Source organism: Chelatococcus reniformis (assembly GCF_014640075.1).
In the GTDB taxonomy this organism is placed as follows: Bacteria; Pseudomonadota; Alphaproteobacteria; order Rhizobiales; family Beijerinckiaceae; genus Camelimonas; species Camelimonas reniformis.
This window is the reverse complement of the sequence record NZ_BMGG01000008.1, coordinates 117709-132608: the sequence shown is the minus strand read 5'-3', so window position 1 is coordinate 132608 and position 14900 is coordinate 117709. Positions and strand designations below refer to the sequence as shown.

General features: G+C 68.6%; 12 protein-coding genes. 5 read left to right on the top strand and 7 right to left on the bottom strand.

Features of this window, described 5'->3' with window-relative positions; all coding sequences use genetic code 11:
- Positions 1-67: 67 nt before the first annotated feature.
- Genes IEW34_RS21470 through IEW34_RS21450 form a run of 5 tightly spaced genes read right to left on the bottom strand, consistent with a single transcriptional unit; the run spans position 68 to position 4985 of the window.
- Positions 68-1300, bottom strand: coding sequence for an ABC transporter substrate-binding protein (locus IEW34_RS21470; RefSeq protein ID WP_188611277.1), 1233 nt, complete (start codon positions 1298-1300; stop codon positions 68-70).
- 31 nt (positions 1301-1331) lie between these two features.
- Complete coding sequence (locus IEW34_RS21465) at positions 1332-2096, bottom strand: SDR family NAD(P)-dependent oxidoreductase (RefSeq protein ID WP_188611276.1); 765 nt, start codon at positions 2094-2096, stop codon at positions 1332-1334.
- A gap of 11 nt (positions 2097-2107) precedes the next feature.
- Positions 2108-2956 carry an ABC transporter permease gene (locus tag IEW34_RS21460; RefSeq protein WP_188611275.1) on the bottom strand — a complete coding sequence of 283 codons (849 nt, stop codon included), beginning with the start codon at positions 2954-2956 and terminating at the stop codon, positions 2108-2110.
- Between the two features lie 3 nt (positions 2957-2959).
- Positions 2960-3859: an ABC transporter permease gene (locus IEW34_RS21455; protein ID WP_188611274.1), complete on the bottom strand. Its 900-nt coding sequence runs from the start codon at positions 3857-3859 to the stop codon at positions 2960-2962.
- A 46-nt stretch (positions 3860-3905) separates the two neighbouring features.
- Positions 3906-4985, bottom strand: a complete 1080-nt coding sequence (locus tag IEW34_RS21450) for an ABC transporter ATP-binding protein (protein ID WP_188611273.1) — start codon at positions 4983-4985, stop codon at positions 3906-3908.
- 541 nt (positions 4986-5526) lie between these two features.
- Between IEW34_RS21450 and IEW34_RS21445 the strand changes: the two genes are divergently transcribed.
- Positions 5527-6534: a GntR family transcriptional regulator gene (locus IEW34_RS21445; protein WP_188611272.1), complete on the top strand. Its 1008-nt coding sequence runs from the start codon at positions 5527-5529 to the stop codon at positions 6532-6534.
- 136 nt (positions 6535-6670) lie between these two features.
- The gene (locus tag IEW34_RS21440; protein ID WP_188611271.1) at positions 6671-7012 is read left to right on the top strand and encodes an MmcQ/YjbR family DNA-binding protein; all 342 of its coding nucleotides are present in this window, start codon (positions 6671-6673) and stop codon (positions 7010-7012) included.
- Positions 7013-7183: 171 nt separating this feature from the next.
- Here the strand turns inward: IEW34_RS21440 and IEW34_RS21435 are convergent, their stop codons facing one another.
- Positions 7184-7537 (bottom strand): DUF1428 domain-containing protein, encoded by a 354-nt coding sequence (locus IEW34_RS21435; protein ID WP_188611270.1) that lies wholly within the window; start codon positions 7535-7537, stop codon positions 7184-7186.
- A gap of 301 nt (positions 7538-7838) precedes the next feature.
- On the opposite strand from IEW34_RS21435, the gene IEW34_RS21430 reads away from it, so the two are divergent.
- Positions 7839-8438, top strand: coding sequence for a tetratricopeptide repeat protein (locus tag IEW34_RS21430; protein ID WP_210324554.1), 600 nt, complete (start codon positions 7839-7841; stop codon positions 8436-8438).
- Positions 8439-9161: 723 nt separating this feature from the next.
- Positions 9162-9488, top strand: a complete 327-nt coding sequence (locus IEW34_RS21425) for a DUF1236 domain-containing protein (RefSeq protein ID WP_188611269.1) — start codon at positions 9162-9164, stop codon at positions 9486-9488.
- 95 nt (positions 9489-9583) lie between these two features.
- Here IEW34_RS21425 and IEW34_RS21420 read toward each other — a convergent pair whose 3' ends face one another.
- The gene (locus IEW34_RS21420; RefSeq protein ID WP_188611268.1) at positions 9584-11872 is read right to left on the bottom strand and encodes an NADP-dependent malic enzyme; all 2289 of its coding nucleotides are present in this window, start codon (positions 11870-11872) and stop codon (positions 9584-9586) included.
- Between the two features lie 255 nt (positions 11873-12127).
- On the opposite strand from IEW34_RS21420, the gene mutS reads away from it, so the two are divergent.
- Positions 12128-14890 (top strand): DNA mismatch repair protein MutS, encoded by a 2763-nt coding sequence (mutS, locus tag IEW34_RS21415; protein WP_188611267.1) that lies wholly within the window; start codon positions 12128-12130, stop codon positions 14888-14890.
- The last annotated feature ends 10 nt before the right edge of the window (positions 14891-14900 follow it).

Here is a 14900-nt window from a genome sequence, read left to right as displayed (position 1 = left end):
TAGGACATTTCGAGGGGGCGGCCGGAGCGGCGGCGCCGCTCCGGCCATGCAGGACGCTTCGCCTGCCTCAAGCGCTGAGGAACTCGTCCCACTTCTGGATCAGATGGTCGTACTCGTCGGGCCACTGGTGCCAGTAGGCGACGTGGCTGGCGCGCTCCGCGAGCGAGCCGCCGTCGCGCAGGTCGCCCTCCTTGATGCCGCGCTCGGCGGCCCCCACCCACGGCTTGCCCTCGTACCAGAAGGCATACTTGGCCGGCGGCATGACCTTCTGGATGTTGGTCGTCGGCGAGTAGTAACCCTGCTCGGACACGGTGATGCCGGGCGGGCCGGACAGCCAGTAGTCGGCATAAGCGGCCACCGCGTCCCTGTTGGGCGAGCCGGTGATCAGCGACGGGCCGATGGCCCAGGCACGGTAGCCTTCCTTGGGAACCGCATACTTGCAGGGCTTGCCTTGCGCCTTGACGGCCATCACCGCCGGCTGCCAGGCGTCGCAGACCACCATTTCTCCGGAGGCGAGCAGATTGACGAGCTCGCCGAAGTCGCCCCACAGCGCCCGGAACTGTCCGTCCTTCTTCTTCGAGATGAGGAACTTGTTGGCCTCGTCGATCTCCTTCAAGGTCGGGTTGCCCGGGTTCTTCACGGCGCTCATGCCGAGCGTGTTCATCGCCATGATGGCCTGTCCGAAGGCGATCAGCGGGTCGGTGTTCAGCCCCGACTTGCCCTTCCACTTGGGGTCGAACAGCGCCGTCCAGGTATTCGCTTCCTCCGCCGACAGCACATCCGGATTGTAGCCGACGGAATCATAATTGTAGACCGCGGGCACCAGCCAGAGCTTGGTGTGGGCATCATCGTCCCAGATCTGGCCGGTGATCTGCGCCTTCGGGTCCCATTTGGGATCGGGCTTGGTGAAGGTGTCGCGAATGTTGGCCCAGTTCTTCAGCGATGCGGCCGCGATCGGCTCGATGTTCTTGGTCTGGATCACCGCGGGGAGGCGCTCGCCGATGGTCTCCCAGCAATCGAAGTCCTTGGATCCCGAGATGATCTTGGTCTGCGCATCGGGGAAGGTCGCCGCCGTGCCCGAGGTGGAGCCGACGCCGGACTCCTTCTTGAAGTCGGCGAGAATCCGCTCCTGCACGGTGACCGACAGGCCGATCGTGCGCAGTTGCTCCTTGGCGAGGTCGCCGGCCTTGGCATAGGCCTGGCTCGAGCCGAGGAACGGCGTACCGCCGCCCATCGCCAGCGCCATCATGCCGGCGGAACGTTTCAGCATCGACCGCCGCGTCAGATCTTCCTTCGACATTGTCCCACCTCCGTCTTGTACTTGCTTGGGCTCAGTAGCGACCCACGAGCAGGCCGCCATCCACCACCACCACCTGGCCGGTCATGTAGCGGGCGCCGGCCGACGCCAGGAACGCGATGACGTCGGCGATCTCCTCAGGCTCGCCGATGCGCCCCATGGGAATGAAGGCGCCCGCCGCCTCGGCACCCTTGGGCCCGAGCGAGTGCTCCTCCGAAAGCAATTGAGCGGTGCGGATGTAGCCGGGGGCGATGCCGTTGACGCGCACCCCGTCCCCGGCGAGCTCGACCGCGAGGCCGCGGACGAGGCCGACGACGCCGGACTTGGCGGCGGAATAGTGCACGTGCTCGTCCCAGCCGTAGGCGACGCCCATGATCGACGAGACGGCAACGATCGCCCCCGACCGCCGGGCGCGCATGGCCGGCGTGGCGGCGCGCACCACGCGCAGGACGCCCTTGAGGTCGATGTCGAGCGTGACATCCCACTTCTCGTCGCTGAGCGATGCCAGCGGCACCCGGTGGGCGATCCCGGCGTTGGCGACGACCACGTCGACGGCGCCGCACCGCGCTTCGAGCGCGGCGACGACCGCATCGGCCTGCTCGGTGGAGCGCACGTCGAGCGCCATGAACTCGGCCGATCCGCCCGCCGCGACGATCTCGGCGGCGACCGACCGACCTTCCGCTTCGAGCACGTCGGTGACGACCACGTGGTCACCGGCGGCGGCAAAGGACTTCGCGGTCGCGCGGCCGATGCCGATGCCGGCGCCGGTGATCAGGACGGTACGGGCTTGGTCAGCCATGGCTGGGCTCCTCACGCGGCTTCCTCCTGCAGGGCGACGCGTTTGGCGCGCCGGATCGAGAGCGTCATCAGCGCGGCGTAGACGGCGAGCAGCGCGAACGAGAACAGCGTCGTCAGCACGCCGAAGGCGAAGACGTTGGGATGGATTTCGACCGAGAAGGTGCCGTAGATCGCGAGCGGCAGCGTGAGGTCGCGGCCCGAGGCGAACAGCGTGCGCGAGAACTCGTCGTAGCTCAGCGTGAAGGCAAACAGCATGGCCGAGAGCACGCCGGGGAAGATCAGCGGGAACGTGACCTTGCGGAACGTGCGCCCCGGCGGCACCCCGAGCGACCACGACGCCTCCTCCACGCTCTCGTCGAAGCGGTTGAAGATCGCCAGCATCACCAGGAAGGCGAAGGGAAAGGTGTAGACCACATGGAGCACAAAGGCGGTGCTCCACCAGTGCCGGTCGATGCCGAGCGCGTTGGCGACGAGCGACATGCCGAGGCCGACCAGCACGCCCGGCACCATCATGCCGAGCACGATCAGGTAGAAGACGATGCCCGAGCCCGCGAAGCGGGTGCGGAACGCCTGGGCGCTGGCGACGCCGAGCACCGTGGACACCACCATGGTCATGAAGGCGAGGCCGAGCGAGCGCAGCAGGCTCTCGTCGATCGGCAGCGGTGCGATCCGCGACGGCGGCACCAGGCCGAGCAGGTGGCGGTACCAGTAGGTCGACCACTCGATGATTGGAAACTGCGGCCCGCCCTCCGGCCCTGTCTGGAACGACAGGATCGCCAGCACCACGAAGGGCGCGTAGAGGAACAGCAGGAACAGCGCGGTGTAGGTGGCGAGCGCCGGCTTGATGAGGGTGGACTGCACGGCTCAGAGCTCCTTGCGGAGATCGACGACGCGCAGCAGCGCCGCCACCACCACGCCCATGATTACGGTCAGCACCACGCCGACGACGGCGGCGAAGGCCCATTTCAGCGAGCCGACCTGGGTGACGATGATGTTGCCGAGCAGGTTGACCTTGCGGCCGGACAGTGCGGCCGAGGTGGCGAACTCGCCGAGCACCATCACCGAGACGAAGATTGCGCCGACGACGACGCCGGGCATCGACAACGGCAGGATGATGGTGCGGAAGATGCGACCGAAGCCGGCGCCGAGATCGCGCGCCGCCTCCAGCACGTTGGGATCGATGCGGCCGAGCATGAAGGCGATCGGCCCGACCATGAACACGCAGTAGATCTGCGTCATGCCGATCACGACGGAGAGCTCGGAGAACAGGAGCGCCTCGATCGGCGCCGATGTCAGATGCAGCCCCTGCAGCACGAGGTTGATGGCGCCCTCCTTGCCGAGCATGGGCCGCCACGCCAGCACGCGGATCAGGAACGAGGTCCAGAAGGGAATGACGCAGAGCACCAGCAGGACCGTCTGCAGCGTCTTGTTCCTGACGAACAGGCCCACGAACAGCGCCGTCGGGTAGCCGACGAGCAAGGTGGCCGCCAGCACCGTCAACCAGATGCGGATCGTGGTCCAGAGCGCCGTGAGATAGGTATCGCTGGAGAAGAAATTGACCCAGCTCTTGGTCGTCAGCACCGGCGTGATGGCAAACGTCGTCTGGGTCCAGAACGATACGTAGACCATCATCAGCATCGGCAAGACGAGGAACAGCGTCATCCAGAGGACGCCCGGCAGCACCAGCCACAGCGTCGTGCGCTGCGGCTTCGGCTGTTCGATCCGCGCCTCTGCCAGTCCGTCCGATAGGGCCGTCATCGTCATCCAGTCGGGCTCCTCTTGCCGGCGCGCGGCCAAGGGCGAGGCAGCATCAGGCGTAGACGAGCGCGTCGCGGCGCTTCCAGACCAGGCCGTAGCGCTCGTCCGCGCCATAGGCGGCGGGGCTGCGGTGGCTCAGGTGGGCCTCGACTTCGACAAGGCGCCCGTCGTCGAGCCGGAAGAACGACAGCTGCGTGGCGCCGGTGTATTCGCTGGCGACGAAGGCGCCCTCGATGCGCACCTCGTCGGCGCCCGCGGGCGCCGCTGGCGGGCGCACCTCGATACGGTCGTGGCGCACCGCATAGGCCGGTCCGCCGCCCTTGGACGCCGCTGCCGCCGCGTCGAGCGCAAAGCGGCCGGCGGGGCCGACGAAGGCGCCCTCGCCGAGGCTGCCCTCGAACAGGTTGTAGCAGTTGAGGAAGCGGGCGACGGCGGGCGATGCGGGGCGGTTGTAGACGGTATCCGGGGCGTCGATCTGGCCGATGCGGCCGCGGTCCAGCACGATCAGGCTGTCGCCCATGGCCAGCGCTTCGGTCTCACTGCCGGTCACATGCAGAAAGGTGACGCCGAGGCGTTCGCGGATGGCGCGGAGCTCGTCGCGCATGCGGGTGCGCAGGTTGGCGTCGAGTGCGCCCAGGGGCTCGTCCAGTAGCACCAACCCAGGCTCTGTGACGAGGGTGCGGGCCAGCGCCACGCGCTGGCGCTGGCCGCCGGAAATTTGGGCAACGCCGCGTTCCTCCAGCCCGCCGAGGCCGGTCAGCGCGACGATGTCGCGGACCTTGGCGGCGATGACGCCGGCCGAGGGCCGAGCTGTGCCCTCGCTGTTCTCCAGCCCAAAGCTGATGTTCCTGGCGACGCTCAGGTGGGGGAAAAGCGCGAAGTTCTGGAAGACGAACCCGATATTGCGCCGGTGAGCCGGCACGCCATCAAGGCTCTCGCCGGCCAGAAGGACCCCGCCGCCGTCCTGGCGCTCGAAGCCGGCGATGACGCGCAGCAGCGTGGTCTTGCCCGAACCGCTCGGACCGAGCAGGGAGATATAGGCGTTGTCAGGCAGGCTCAGCGTCACGCCGTCCAGGGCGCGCAAGCTGCCGTAGAGCTTGGAGACATTGTCGAGCTTGAGGATTGTCGCCACGCGGCTCTCCTGGTCGATCGGGTGTTGTCAGCGATCAACAAGCTTTCGATGCGCACAGATAAGCAAATTCAAGTCGTCAGTCGCGGATCGACAGACGACGAACTGTCGTGCAATCGCGCCGGAGATTCGCCGGCAGGCGACCCTTTGGTGCAGCTGCGAGGCTCTGGACCTCACCTGAGGAAAGCGTAATACGAGTGCATTTTGTATTCAATGGACTTTGTTTTGGCATCGCTCGACAAAAAGCGACCATCCCGCTCAATCCGCGAGCAAAGCCGCCGGCGGGACGCGCGGCGTGGGACCGGCCGGGGCAGCTCGTGCCATCCGCGCTGCGATGACACCGGCTCTCTTCTGTTTAGCAAATAGAAGCTATCGAAGAGTTGGATACGGGAGAGCCCTTGGTGCTCGCTGGAGGCGGCGCTGGAGCCGCGGCCCGGCTTGCTTGAACGGCCGCCGCCAAACAGCATATAGTATGCAATATTCATTTTTGGCTGTTGGCGCGCAGAACGGCCTAGCGGGACACGATCGGTCAGGTTCAGGCGGGATGGCGCAGGCAAGAACATCGAAGGCGCCGGCGCGCCACGAGGTCATCGAGCAGGTGCTCCGCGCCAACATCATGGAGCAGCGGCTGCCCCGCGGACTGGTGCTGCTGGAAGGGCCGATCGCCGCCATCATGCGTACCTCGCGCGCGCCGGTGCAGCGCGCCTTGCAACGCCTCAGCGCCGACGGCCTGGTGCATCGCTTCGACGGGCGGGGCTACCTCGTCGGGGCGCCGGGCCAGGCCATCGCGCCGATCCGGCGCGACATCAAGGCGCTCGGTCTGGTTCTGCCGCACGGTGCGGGCGAGGCGCTCGCCAGCCGCACCTCCTGGTCGCGCATCTACAATACCGTGGAAGCGGATGTCGCCGGCTGCGTAGTATTCGGCAAGTACCGCATCATCGAAACCGAACTGGCCGAGCACTTCCGCGTCAGTCGCACGGTGGTGCGCGAGGTGCTCGGGCGTCTCCAGGAGCGGGGCCTCGTCCGCAAGAACCGGAGCTCGCACTGGATCGCCGGGCCGCTGACGGCGCAGACGATCAAGGATCACTACGCCATCCGGCACATGCTCGAGCCCCCGGCCCTGCGCGCAGCCGCGCCGCGGCTCGACCGCGGCCGCCTGTCGGTGCTGTTCGACGAGCTGCGTGCGGCCGAGGCCGCCGCCGGTCCCTCGCGAGGCGCCGCCGCCACCGAGCTCGACGTGCTGCTGATCGAGACCTGCGTGCTGGCGACGCCGAACGAGAAGCTCAACGAGTTGATCCGCAACAACCTGCTGCCGGTGCTGGCGTCCGAGCGGCTGCTGCGGCGGCTGGGCCTTCCCGGCGACCGCACGGCGCTGACCGAGCACCGCCTGATCGTCGAACTGCTGCTCCGCGGCTCCATCGACGCCGCAGCCGCCATGCTGGAGGCCCATCTTGGCGCAGCGCTCCACCGCAACATCGCCCAGATGAAGATCGTCGCCATGATCTCCGAGCCGCAGTCGGTCGCGTCCTACCTGACGCGCGTCGACGAATAGACATCCGGCCCGAAGGCGGGCAAATCGATGCTAAGATCAAGCGCGGGAGCGAAGGTCCCTCCGTCTGCGTGCGGCGCCTCCGCTTGCGCTTCGCGGGCCGATGGTCCGCGAGGCGTCCGGACAGGGAGCGGATCACGTGGCGACGGGCGAGGATTTGCGGCGTCTGGCATTGGCGCTCGACGGGACGACCGCCGCGCCGCATTTCGATCGGACCGCATTCAAGGTCGCCCGCATTTATGCGACGCTTGCGGGCGACGGCCGCAGCGCCAACTTCAACTTTTCGCCCGACGAGCAGGAGTTCAAGTGCCTAGTGGCGCCCGAGGCGTTCTCGGCCATTCCGAACGCCTGGGGACGGCGTGGCTGGACGACGGCGCAACTGGCCGAACTAAGCGAAGCGGAACTCGAGGCAGCCCTGCGCACAGCCCATGTCCACGCGCTCGCCAAGCCGTCCAACAAGCCGTCCAAGAAGCGGCGGTAGGGCGCAGGGACCTTTGCCATCGCCTACGGTGCCGGGAGCCCCCACGAGCGCCGGCGCCCGTTCGGGGCCACGGCGCTCGCGCCGACGAAGAGAACAAGCGCAGCCTGGCATCCGGCCCGCTGCGCTGACGCCGCCCGGCTCGTCAGAGCCGGAGAGCGGGCGTCCAGCGGCTCACAGCTCCACGAAGCTCTTGAACCCGCCGAAGATCATGCGCTTGCCGTCGAAGGGCATGGCTGCAGGGTCGGACTTGAGCCGTGGGTCGGCCATGACCTTGGCATTGATGGCGTCGCGCTGTTCGCGGGACTCGTAGACGATCCAGGCGAAAACGACGACCTCGTCGTCCTTGGCCTGCACGGCCCGCGGGAACGACGTCAACTCGCCGTAGGGCACGTCGTCACCGATGCACTCCACATAGGCGATGGCGCCGTGATCCTTCCAGACATCTCCGGCCCGCCGTGCGAGCTCCTTGTAGGCCTCCAGCTTCTCCTTCGGCACCGCCAGCACGAATCCGTCGACGTAAGGCATCTAGGTCTCCTCTCCTGATCGCTGAGCTAAGGACGAGCGGCCCCGGCTGCATCCGACAAGCGCCGCGCAATTTCTGTCGCCCGTTTGTCGCCCGCAGGCGCTTGCGCGCGCATCGTGGCCGGTCACCGCCCTGCAAGGGCCGCCAGCGCACCCGTCGGCCGCCCGCCGCTCACGATGTCGCTATCGATGGAATAGAGGGCGGTCGGGCGCTGTCTGTCCCCCGGGGCGGCCGACGGGAACGCGGCGGCCCGAGGCCGCCCGCGGCGGCTTCCGCCAGCGACAGCTTCCAATGGAGGACACAATGAGCAGGACCTTGCACGGGATGTATCGGCGCGCCCCCGGTTGGCGCGCCACGGCCGTCTGGCCAGCTGCCCTGGCACTTGCCTTGGCGGGCGGCACCGCCCTGGCGGCCGGCGGGGGAGGCGGAGGTGGCGGCGGTGACGCGGAGACCTGCCCGCGCGGCGAGGTGTACAGCGCCGGCGCGCGCCAGTGCGTCAAGGCGCGGGCCGGGGTCATGAGTGACGATGCGCTCGCCGACTACGCCTATGTGCTCGCCAAGAAGGCCGAGCGTTATGACGAGGCGCTCGAGGTGCTCGCGCTCGTAAAGGATCAGAACACGCCCAAGGTGCTGAACTACCGCGGGTATGCCACCCGCAAGCTGGGCCGGGTCGACGAGGGCATCGGCTACTATCTCAAGTCGGTGGCGCTGGATCCCCGCTACGCGCAGGTGCGCGAATACCTGGGCGAAGCCTACGTCAGCCAGGGCAAGATCGACCTCGCACGCGAGCAACTGGCGGCGATCGAGGCGATCGGTGGCAGGGACAGCGAGGAATACGAGGACCTCGCCGCAGCCCTTGCGGCGGCAGAGGCGAAGGCTGTCGGGGCGCCCGCGAAGTTATAGCTGGAGCACCGTTGCCTATGAGCGGGACCAGGGGTCGGAAGCTTCGCCGTTCGGCCGAAGCTTCCGGAGGTGTGCCGGCCAATGTCCGAGAGACGGCCCGATGCTCTATCGCCAAACATTACTAAATGGAATGTAACGTTGTTGTTTAGCTCAAATTCATCTTCACATTTAGGGGATAGAATCGGAACAGATGTATTTGGACAGCGTTCATCGCCTGGATGGGGTAGATATGGGATTGCTACGCCAGGCTTAAGTTGGTGCCTGTATCTTCCGCCATCTCCTTGGTCAGCCGAAATAGGCAAGAGGAGGAGCGATATGCGTTACGGTCTTCTCTCGACAGTCGCTTTGGCGGCTTTATCTTTGAGCGTGGCCGGGAGTTTTGGATAAGGCGCCGGCGGCGCCGGCACGGGTGGTCCGGCAGCTTCACCCGGCAGCCCCGCATCGTCAGGGGTGGGCGGTGGCTCAGGCCCGAAGTCACCTGCCATGGGCGGGCCGGGCGGCCCAGCCCAGGAACGGTCGCCCGGCATGGGCGCCGGCACTGAGCGGAGCAATCCGGCCTCGCCCGCACCGCGTTCGGCGCAGCCGGGCGCCGACACTGGCGCAACGGGCTCCAAATCCGCCGATACGCCCGCCCGGGGGCAACCTGGTCGTCCTCCGGCCTCGAGCGCCGAGACGCGACCGGGCCAATCGGGTGACGCCGGTCGGGGCGACAGGAGAGGGGCGATGGACGAGCCGGGTGCTCGCGGGCAAATGGGCCCTCGCGATCAGACGGGCAGCATCGGACGGGATGTCAACATCACGACCGAGCAGCGCACCCAGATCACACGTTCGTTCTCGAGCGTGAAGGTCGAGCCGACCACGAACGTGAACTTCACGGTCTCCACCGGCACAGTCGTGCCGACGACCATCGAGCTGCATGCGGTCCCCGCCGAGATCGTGCGCATCGTGCCGGAATGGCGCCGCTACCGCTACATCGTGGTGCGGGACCAGATCGTCATCATCGAGCCCGGCACGCGCAAGATCATCACGATCATCGAGCGGACCGGCTGATGTGCTCAGGGATGGCGGGCATGCTCGCCCGCCATCCCGTGGGCAACGCGAGAGCCAGGAGCGTCGGCCCCCGCTCCATGCCGTCAGGGAACGCTTCAGCCGCCGATGTTGAACGCCGCCAACGCAGCCATGTTGACGATGTCGCTGTCGCGGGCGCCGAGCGAGACGATCTGCACGGGCTTGTCGAGGCCGACGATGAGCGGGCCGATGACCGTCGAGCCGCCGAGTTCCTGCAGCATCTTGGTCGAGATCGAAGCCGAGTGGAACGCCGGCATGACCAGCACGTTGGCCGGACCGGTGAGCCGGCAGAACGGATACTGAGCCATGAACTCGCGGTTGAGGGCCACGTCGGCGCCCATCTCGCCGTCGTATTCGAAGTCGACGCGCATGCCGTCGAGGATCTTCACCGCCTCGCGCACGCGCTCCGAGCGCTCGCCCTCCGGCTGGCCGAAGGTGGAGAAGGCGAGCATGGCGACGCGCGGCTCGTAGCCCAGACGGCGGGCCACGTTGGCCGCTTCGATCGAGATCTCCGCCAGCTCCCGCTCGTCCGGCATCTCGGTGATGGCCGTGTCGGCAACGAGCACGGTGCGGCCCCGCGTCAGCACCAGCGAGACGCCGATGACGCGGTGGCCAGGCTTGGGATCGATGACGCGGCGAACGTCCTCGAGCGCCAGCGAATAGTTGCGGGTAACGCCGGTGACCACCGCATCCGCGTCGCCGAGCGCCACCATGGCCGCGGCGAAGTGGTTGCGGTCCTGGTTGATGAGCCGCTGGCAGTCGCGCAGCAGGAAGCCGCGACGCTGGAGCCGGTCGTAGAGAAACTGGGCGTAGGCCGTGTTGCGCTTGGATAGCCGCGCGTTGTGAATCTCGAGGCCCTCGCGGCCGTCGAGCTCGATGCCCGCGGCGCGCGCGGTCGCCTGCACGCGGTCCTCGCGGCCGACCAGGACGGCCGTGCCGAGACCCTGGTTGACGAAGGAGATGGCGGCGCGGATGACCTGCTCCTCTTCGCCCTCGGCGAAGACGACCCGCTTGGGATAGCGGCGCACGCGCTCGAAGATGCGCTGCAAGGTGCCCGCGACGGGGTCGCGGCGGGCCGAGAGCTGGTTCTTGTAGGCGGTGGTGTCGACGATGGGCCGGCGGGCGACGCCGGTTTCCATGGCGGCCTTGGCGACCGCCGGCGGCACGGTGTGGATGAGGCGCGGATCGAACGGCACCGGGATGATGTAGTCGCGGCCGAAGCGCGGCCGGGCCCCCTTGTAGGCCGCCGCCACCTCGTCGGGCACGTCCTCGCGCGCCAAGGCCGCCAGGGCCTCCGCCGCGGCGATCTTCATCTCCATGTTGATGGCGGTGGCGCGCACGTCCAGGGCCCCGCGGAAGATGTAGGGGAAGCCGAGCACGTTGTTGACCTGGTTCGGATAGTCCGAACGGCCGGTGGCGACGATGGCGTCGTCGCGAATGCCGGCGACCTCCTCCGGCGTCACCTCCGGGTCCGGGTTGGCCATGGCGAAGATGATCGGGTTCGGCGCCATCGAGCGAATCATGTCGGCGCTGAAGGCACCCTTGACCGACAGGCCCATGACCGCATCGGCGCCGACGAAGGCGTCCTCCAGGGTGCGCGCATCGGTCTCCGCCGCGTGCGCCGACTTCCACTGGTTCATGCCCTCGGTGCGGCCACGGTAGATGACGCCCTTGGTGTCGCACAGGATGACGTTGTCGGGGGCGAAGCCCATCGCCTTGATCAACTCGACGCAGGCGATGCCGGCCGCGCCCGCGCCGTTGACCAGCAGCTTGGTGCTCTTCACGTCGCGCCCGGTCAGGTGCAAGGCGTTGATCAGGCCGGCCGCCGCGATGATCGCGGTGCCGTGCTGGTCGTCGTGGAAGACCGGGATGTCCATCAATTCGCGCAGGCGCTCTTCGATGATGAAGCACTCCGGCGCCTTGATGTCCTCCAGGTTGATGCCGCCGAAGGAGGCACCCAGGTAGCGCACGCAGTTGATGAACTCGTCGGGGTCCTCGGTGGACACCTCGAGGTCGATCGAATCGACGTCGGCAAAGCGCTTGAACAGCACCGCCTTGCCTTCCATCACCGGCTTGGAGGCGAGCGCCCCCAGGTTGCCCAGCCCCAAAATCGCGGTGCCGTTCGAGATCACCGCGACCAGATTGCCGCGGGCGGTGTAGTCGAACGCCTTGCTCGAATCGGCGGCGATCGCCAGCACCGGCACCGCGACGCCCGGCGAATAGGCGAGCGACAGGTCGCGCTGCGTCGCCATCGGCTTGGTGGCAATGATCTCGAGCTTGCCCGGCCGGCCCTGGGAGTGGAACAGCAGCGCTTCCTGGTCGGTGAAGGTAGCGCGTGTCGGTCGGCGCGTGGGCTGATCGGTCATGGCTCGGTTCTGTGCTCGTTGTCGCGGTCGATGGTGCGAGCGGGGGCGGACGGGGAGAGCGGGCGCCGGCGGCGCCCCTCTGACTGCGAGCCGCGGACCTTACGCAGGCGATGCAATGCCCTCAAGCGGCGGCACCAATGAATTTGTTGCGCACTGCAACAGAAATCCCGGCCGCACGCGCCTGTTGATGGCGGCCGCGGAGCCCCACGAAGAGGGTAGCCACTGCGCCGGCCTCGGCTTTAGCGTCGTCGCGCCATGGCCAGCTCAACCGCAAGGATCTCCGCTCCCACCCGCCAAGAGGCGGACCCTCAGTCGCCCGCCGTCGGCGCCGCGGCAGCCGCCGACGTGCGGGTCACGCCGATGATGGCGCAGTACCTTGAGATCAAGGCGGGCCATCCGCAGTCGCTCCTCTTCTACCGCATGGGCGACTTCTACGAGCTGTTTTTCGGTGATGCCGAACAGGCGTCGCGCACCCTCGGCATCGTGCTGACCAAGCGCGGTAAGCACCTGGGCGAGGACATCCCCATGTGCGGCGTGCCGGTCGACCGCGCCGACGAATACCTGGAACGTCTCATCGCCGCCGGCCACCGTGTCGCGGTCTGCGAGCAGACCGAGGATCCCGCCGAGGCCAAGCGGCGTGGCGGCAAGTCGGTGGTGAAGCGCGACGTGGTGCGGCTGGTGACGCCGGGCACGGTGACCGAGGACCGCCTACTCGATCCGGCCCGCGCCAGCCTGTTCGTCGCCGTGGCGCGGCGGCGGGTCTCGGACGATGCGCACGTCTACGCGCTGGCCGCGGTCGATATCTCGACCGGGCGGTTCAGCGTCATCGAAGCGCTGGCCGCCGGGCTCGGGGCAGAGCTTGCCCGGCTCGATCCGCGCGAGGTCGTCGTCGCCGACACCATCTATGATGATCCCGAGCTTGCCGGGCTGTGGCGCGACCTCAAGGTGCTGGTGACGCCGATCGCCCGAGACGGGCTCGACCCCGCCTCCGCCGAGCGGCGGCTGAAGGACTATTTCGGCATCGCCTCCCTCGACGCCTTCGGCGCGTTCTCCCGCGCCGAGATCGTGGCGGCCGCCACTGCGCTCGCCTATGTGGCGCGCACCCAGCTCGACGCCCGGCCGTCGCTGGCGCCGCCAAGGCGGGCCGCCGCCGGATCCACGCTCGCCATCGACGCGGCCACGCGCGCTAACCTGGAGCTCGCCCGCACGCTCGGCGGCGAGCGGGCAGGGAGCCTGCTCGCCACCATCGACTGCACGCTTACCCCCGGCGGCGGCCGCCTGCTCGCCGAGCGTCTGGCCGGCCCGTCGACGGACCTCGCACTGATCACCCGCCGCCATGCGGCGGTCGCCTGCCTGGTCGATGACACGATCCTGCGCGAGCGCCTGCGCGCGGCCCTCAAGGCGACGCCCGACATGGCGCGCGCGCTGTCGCGGCTGACGCTCGGGCGCGGTGGTCCGCGCGATCTGGCCTCGCTGCGCCAGGGACTGGCGGCGGCCGGCGAGATCGCCGCGCTGCTGGGGGCGGAGACCGAGATCGCCGTGGAACTGACGGAGGCGGCCGACGCGCTCCGCCGGCTCGATCCGGCCCTCGCCGATGCGCTCGACGCGGCCCTCGCCGACGAACTGCCGCTGCTGAAGCGCGACGGCGGCTTCGTGCGGCCGGGCTACGACGCCGGGCTCGACGAGGCGCGGCTGCTGCAAGCCGACAGCCGCAAGTTCATCGCGGGGCTGCAGGCGCGCTACGGCGCCGACACCGGCTGTCGCACGCTGCGCATCAAGCACAACAACCTGATCGGCTACTTCGTCGAGGTGCCGCAGACGGCCGGCGAGGAATTCGTCAAGCCGCCGCTCAACGCCACCTTCGTGCATCGCCAGACCATGGCCGGCGCCATGCGCTTCTCGACCCTGGAACTCGGCGAGCTGGAGGCCAAGATCGCCTCGGCCGCCGATCGGTCGCTGAAGATCGAGCTCGCCGTCTTCGAGGCGCTGACCGCCCAGTTGACAGGGGCGGCGCCGGCGATCCAGGCGGCCGCCGACGCGCTCGCCGCTCTCGACGTGGCGGCGGCGCTCGCCCATCTCGCCGTCGAGCGGCGCTGGGTGCGCCCGGTGGTCGATGCCAGCTTGGCCTTCGTGCTCGACGGGGCACGCCACCCGGTGGTGGAGGCGGCCCTCGCCCGCGGCGGCCAGCCATTCGTGGGCAACGACGCCGACCTGTCGCCGCCCGCCGGGACCGAAGCGGGCCGCATCCTTCTCGTCACCGGCCCGAACATGGCGGGCAAGTCCACGTACCTGCGCCAAAACGCACTCGCCGTGGTGCTGGCGCAGATGGGCGCCTACGTGCCCGCCCGGTCCGCCCATATCGGCCTCGTCGACCGCCTGTTCAGCCGCGTCGGCGCCGCCGACGACCTGGCCCGCGGGCGCTCCACCTTCATGGTGGAGATGATCGAGACGGCGGCAATCCTCAACCAGGCCGGGCCGCGCTCCCTCGTCATCCTCGACGAGATCGGCCGCGGCACGGCGACCTTCGACGGGCTGTCCATCGCCTGGGCCGCCATCGAGCATCTGCACCACGGCAACCGCTGCCGGGCGCTCTTTGCCACCCACTACCACGAGCTGACGGCGCTCTCCGAGCGGCTGGCGCGGCTCGCCAACGTCACCATGCGGGTCACCGACTGGCAGGGCGAGGTGGTGTTCCTGCACGAGGTAGTGGCCGGCGCCGCCGATCGCAGCTACGGCATCCAGGTGGCGCGGCTCGCCGGGCTGCCTCCGGCGGTGATCGAGCGGGCGAAGCTGATCCTGGCAGAGCTCGAGAAGGGCGAGCGCGAGAAGCCGGTCGCCGCGCTGATCGATGATCTGCCTCTGTTCGCGGCCGTCGCCAGCCGCCCCGCGGCCGCGCCGGCCGCTCCCGGCCCCGACCCGTTGCGCGAGGCGCTGGAGGGGCTCGACGTCGACGATCTTACGCCGCGTGCGGCGCTGGATACACTCTACCGCCTCCAGGCGCTGGCGCGTGAGGGCTGACCCGAGAGCG

Coding starts and splice junctions, on each gene's coding strand:
- IEW34_RS21470 (WP_188611277.1), bottom strand. CDS start 1,300: ATGTCGAAGGAAGATCTGACGCGGCGGTCGATGCTGAAACGTTCCGCC.
- IEW34_RS21435 (WP_188611270.1), bottom strand. CDS start 7,537: ATGCCTTACGTCGACGGATTCGTGCTGGCGGTGCCGAAGGAGAAGCTG.
- mutS (WP_188611267.1), top strand. CDS start 12,128: ATGGCCAGCTCAACCGCAAGGATCTCCGCTCCCACCCGCCAAGAGGCG.
- IEW34_RS21465 (WP_188611276.1), bottom strand. CDS start 2,096: ATGGCTGACCAAGCCCGTACCGTCCTGATCACCGGCGCCGGCATCGGC.
- IEW34_RS21445 (WP_188611272.1), top strand. CDS start 5,527: ATGGCGCAGGCAAGAACATCGAAGGCGCCGGCGCGCCACGAGGTCATC.
- IEW34_RS21455 (WP_188611274.1), bottom strand. CDS start 3,859: ATGACGATGACGGCCCTATCGGACGGACTGGCAGAGGCGCGGATCGAA.
- IEW34_RS21430 (WP_210324554.1), top strand. CDS start 7,839: ATGAGCAGGACCTTGCACGGGATGTATCGGCGCGCCCCCGGTTGGCGC.
- IEW34_RS21425 (WP_188611269.1), top strand. CDS start 9,162: ATGGACGAGCCGGGTGCTCGCGGGCAAATGGGCCCTCGCGATCAGACG.
- IEW34_RS21420 (WP_188611268.1), bottom strand. CDS start 11,872: ATGACCGATCAGCCCACGCGCCGACCGACACGCGCTACCTTCACCGAC.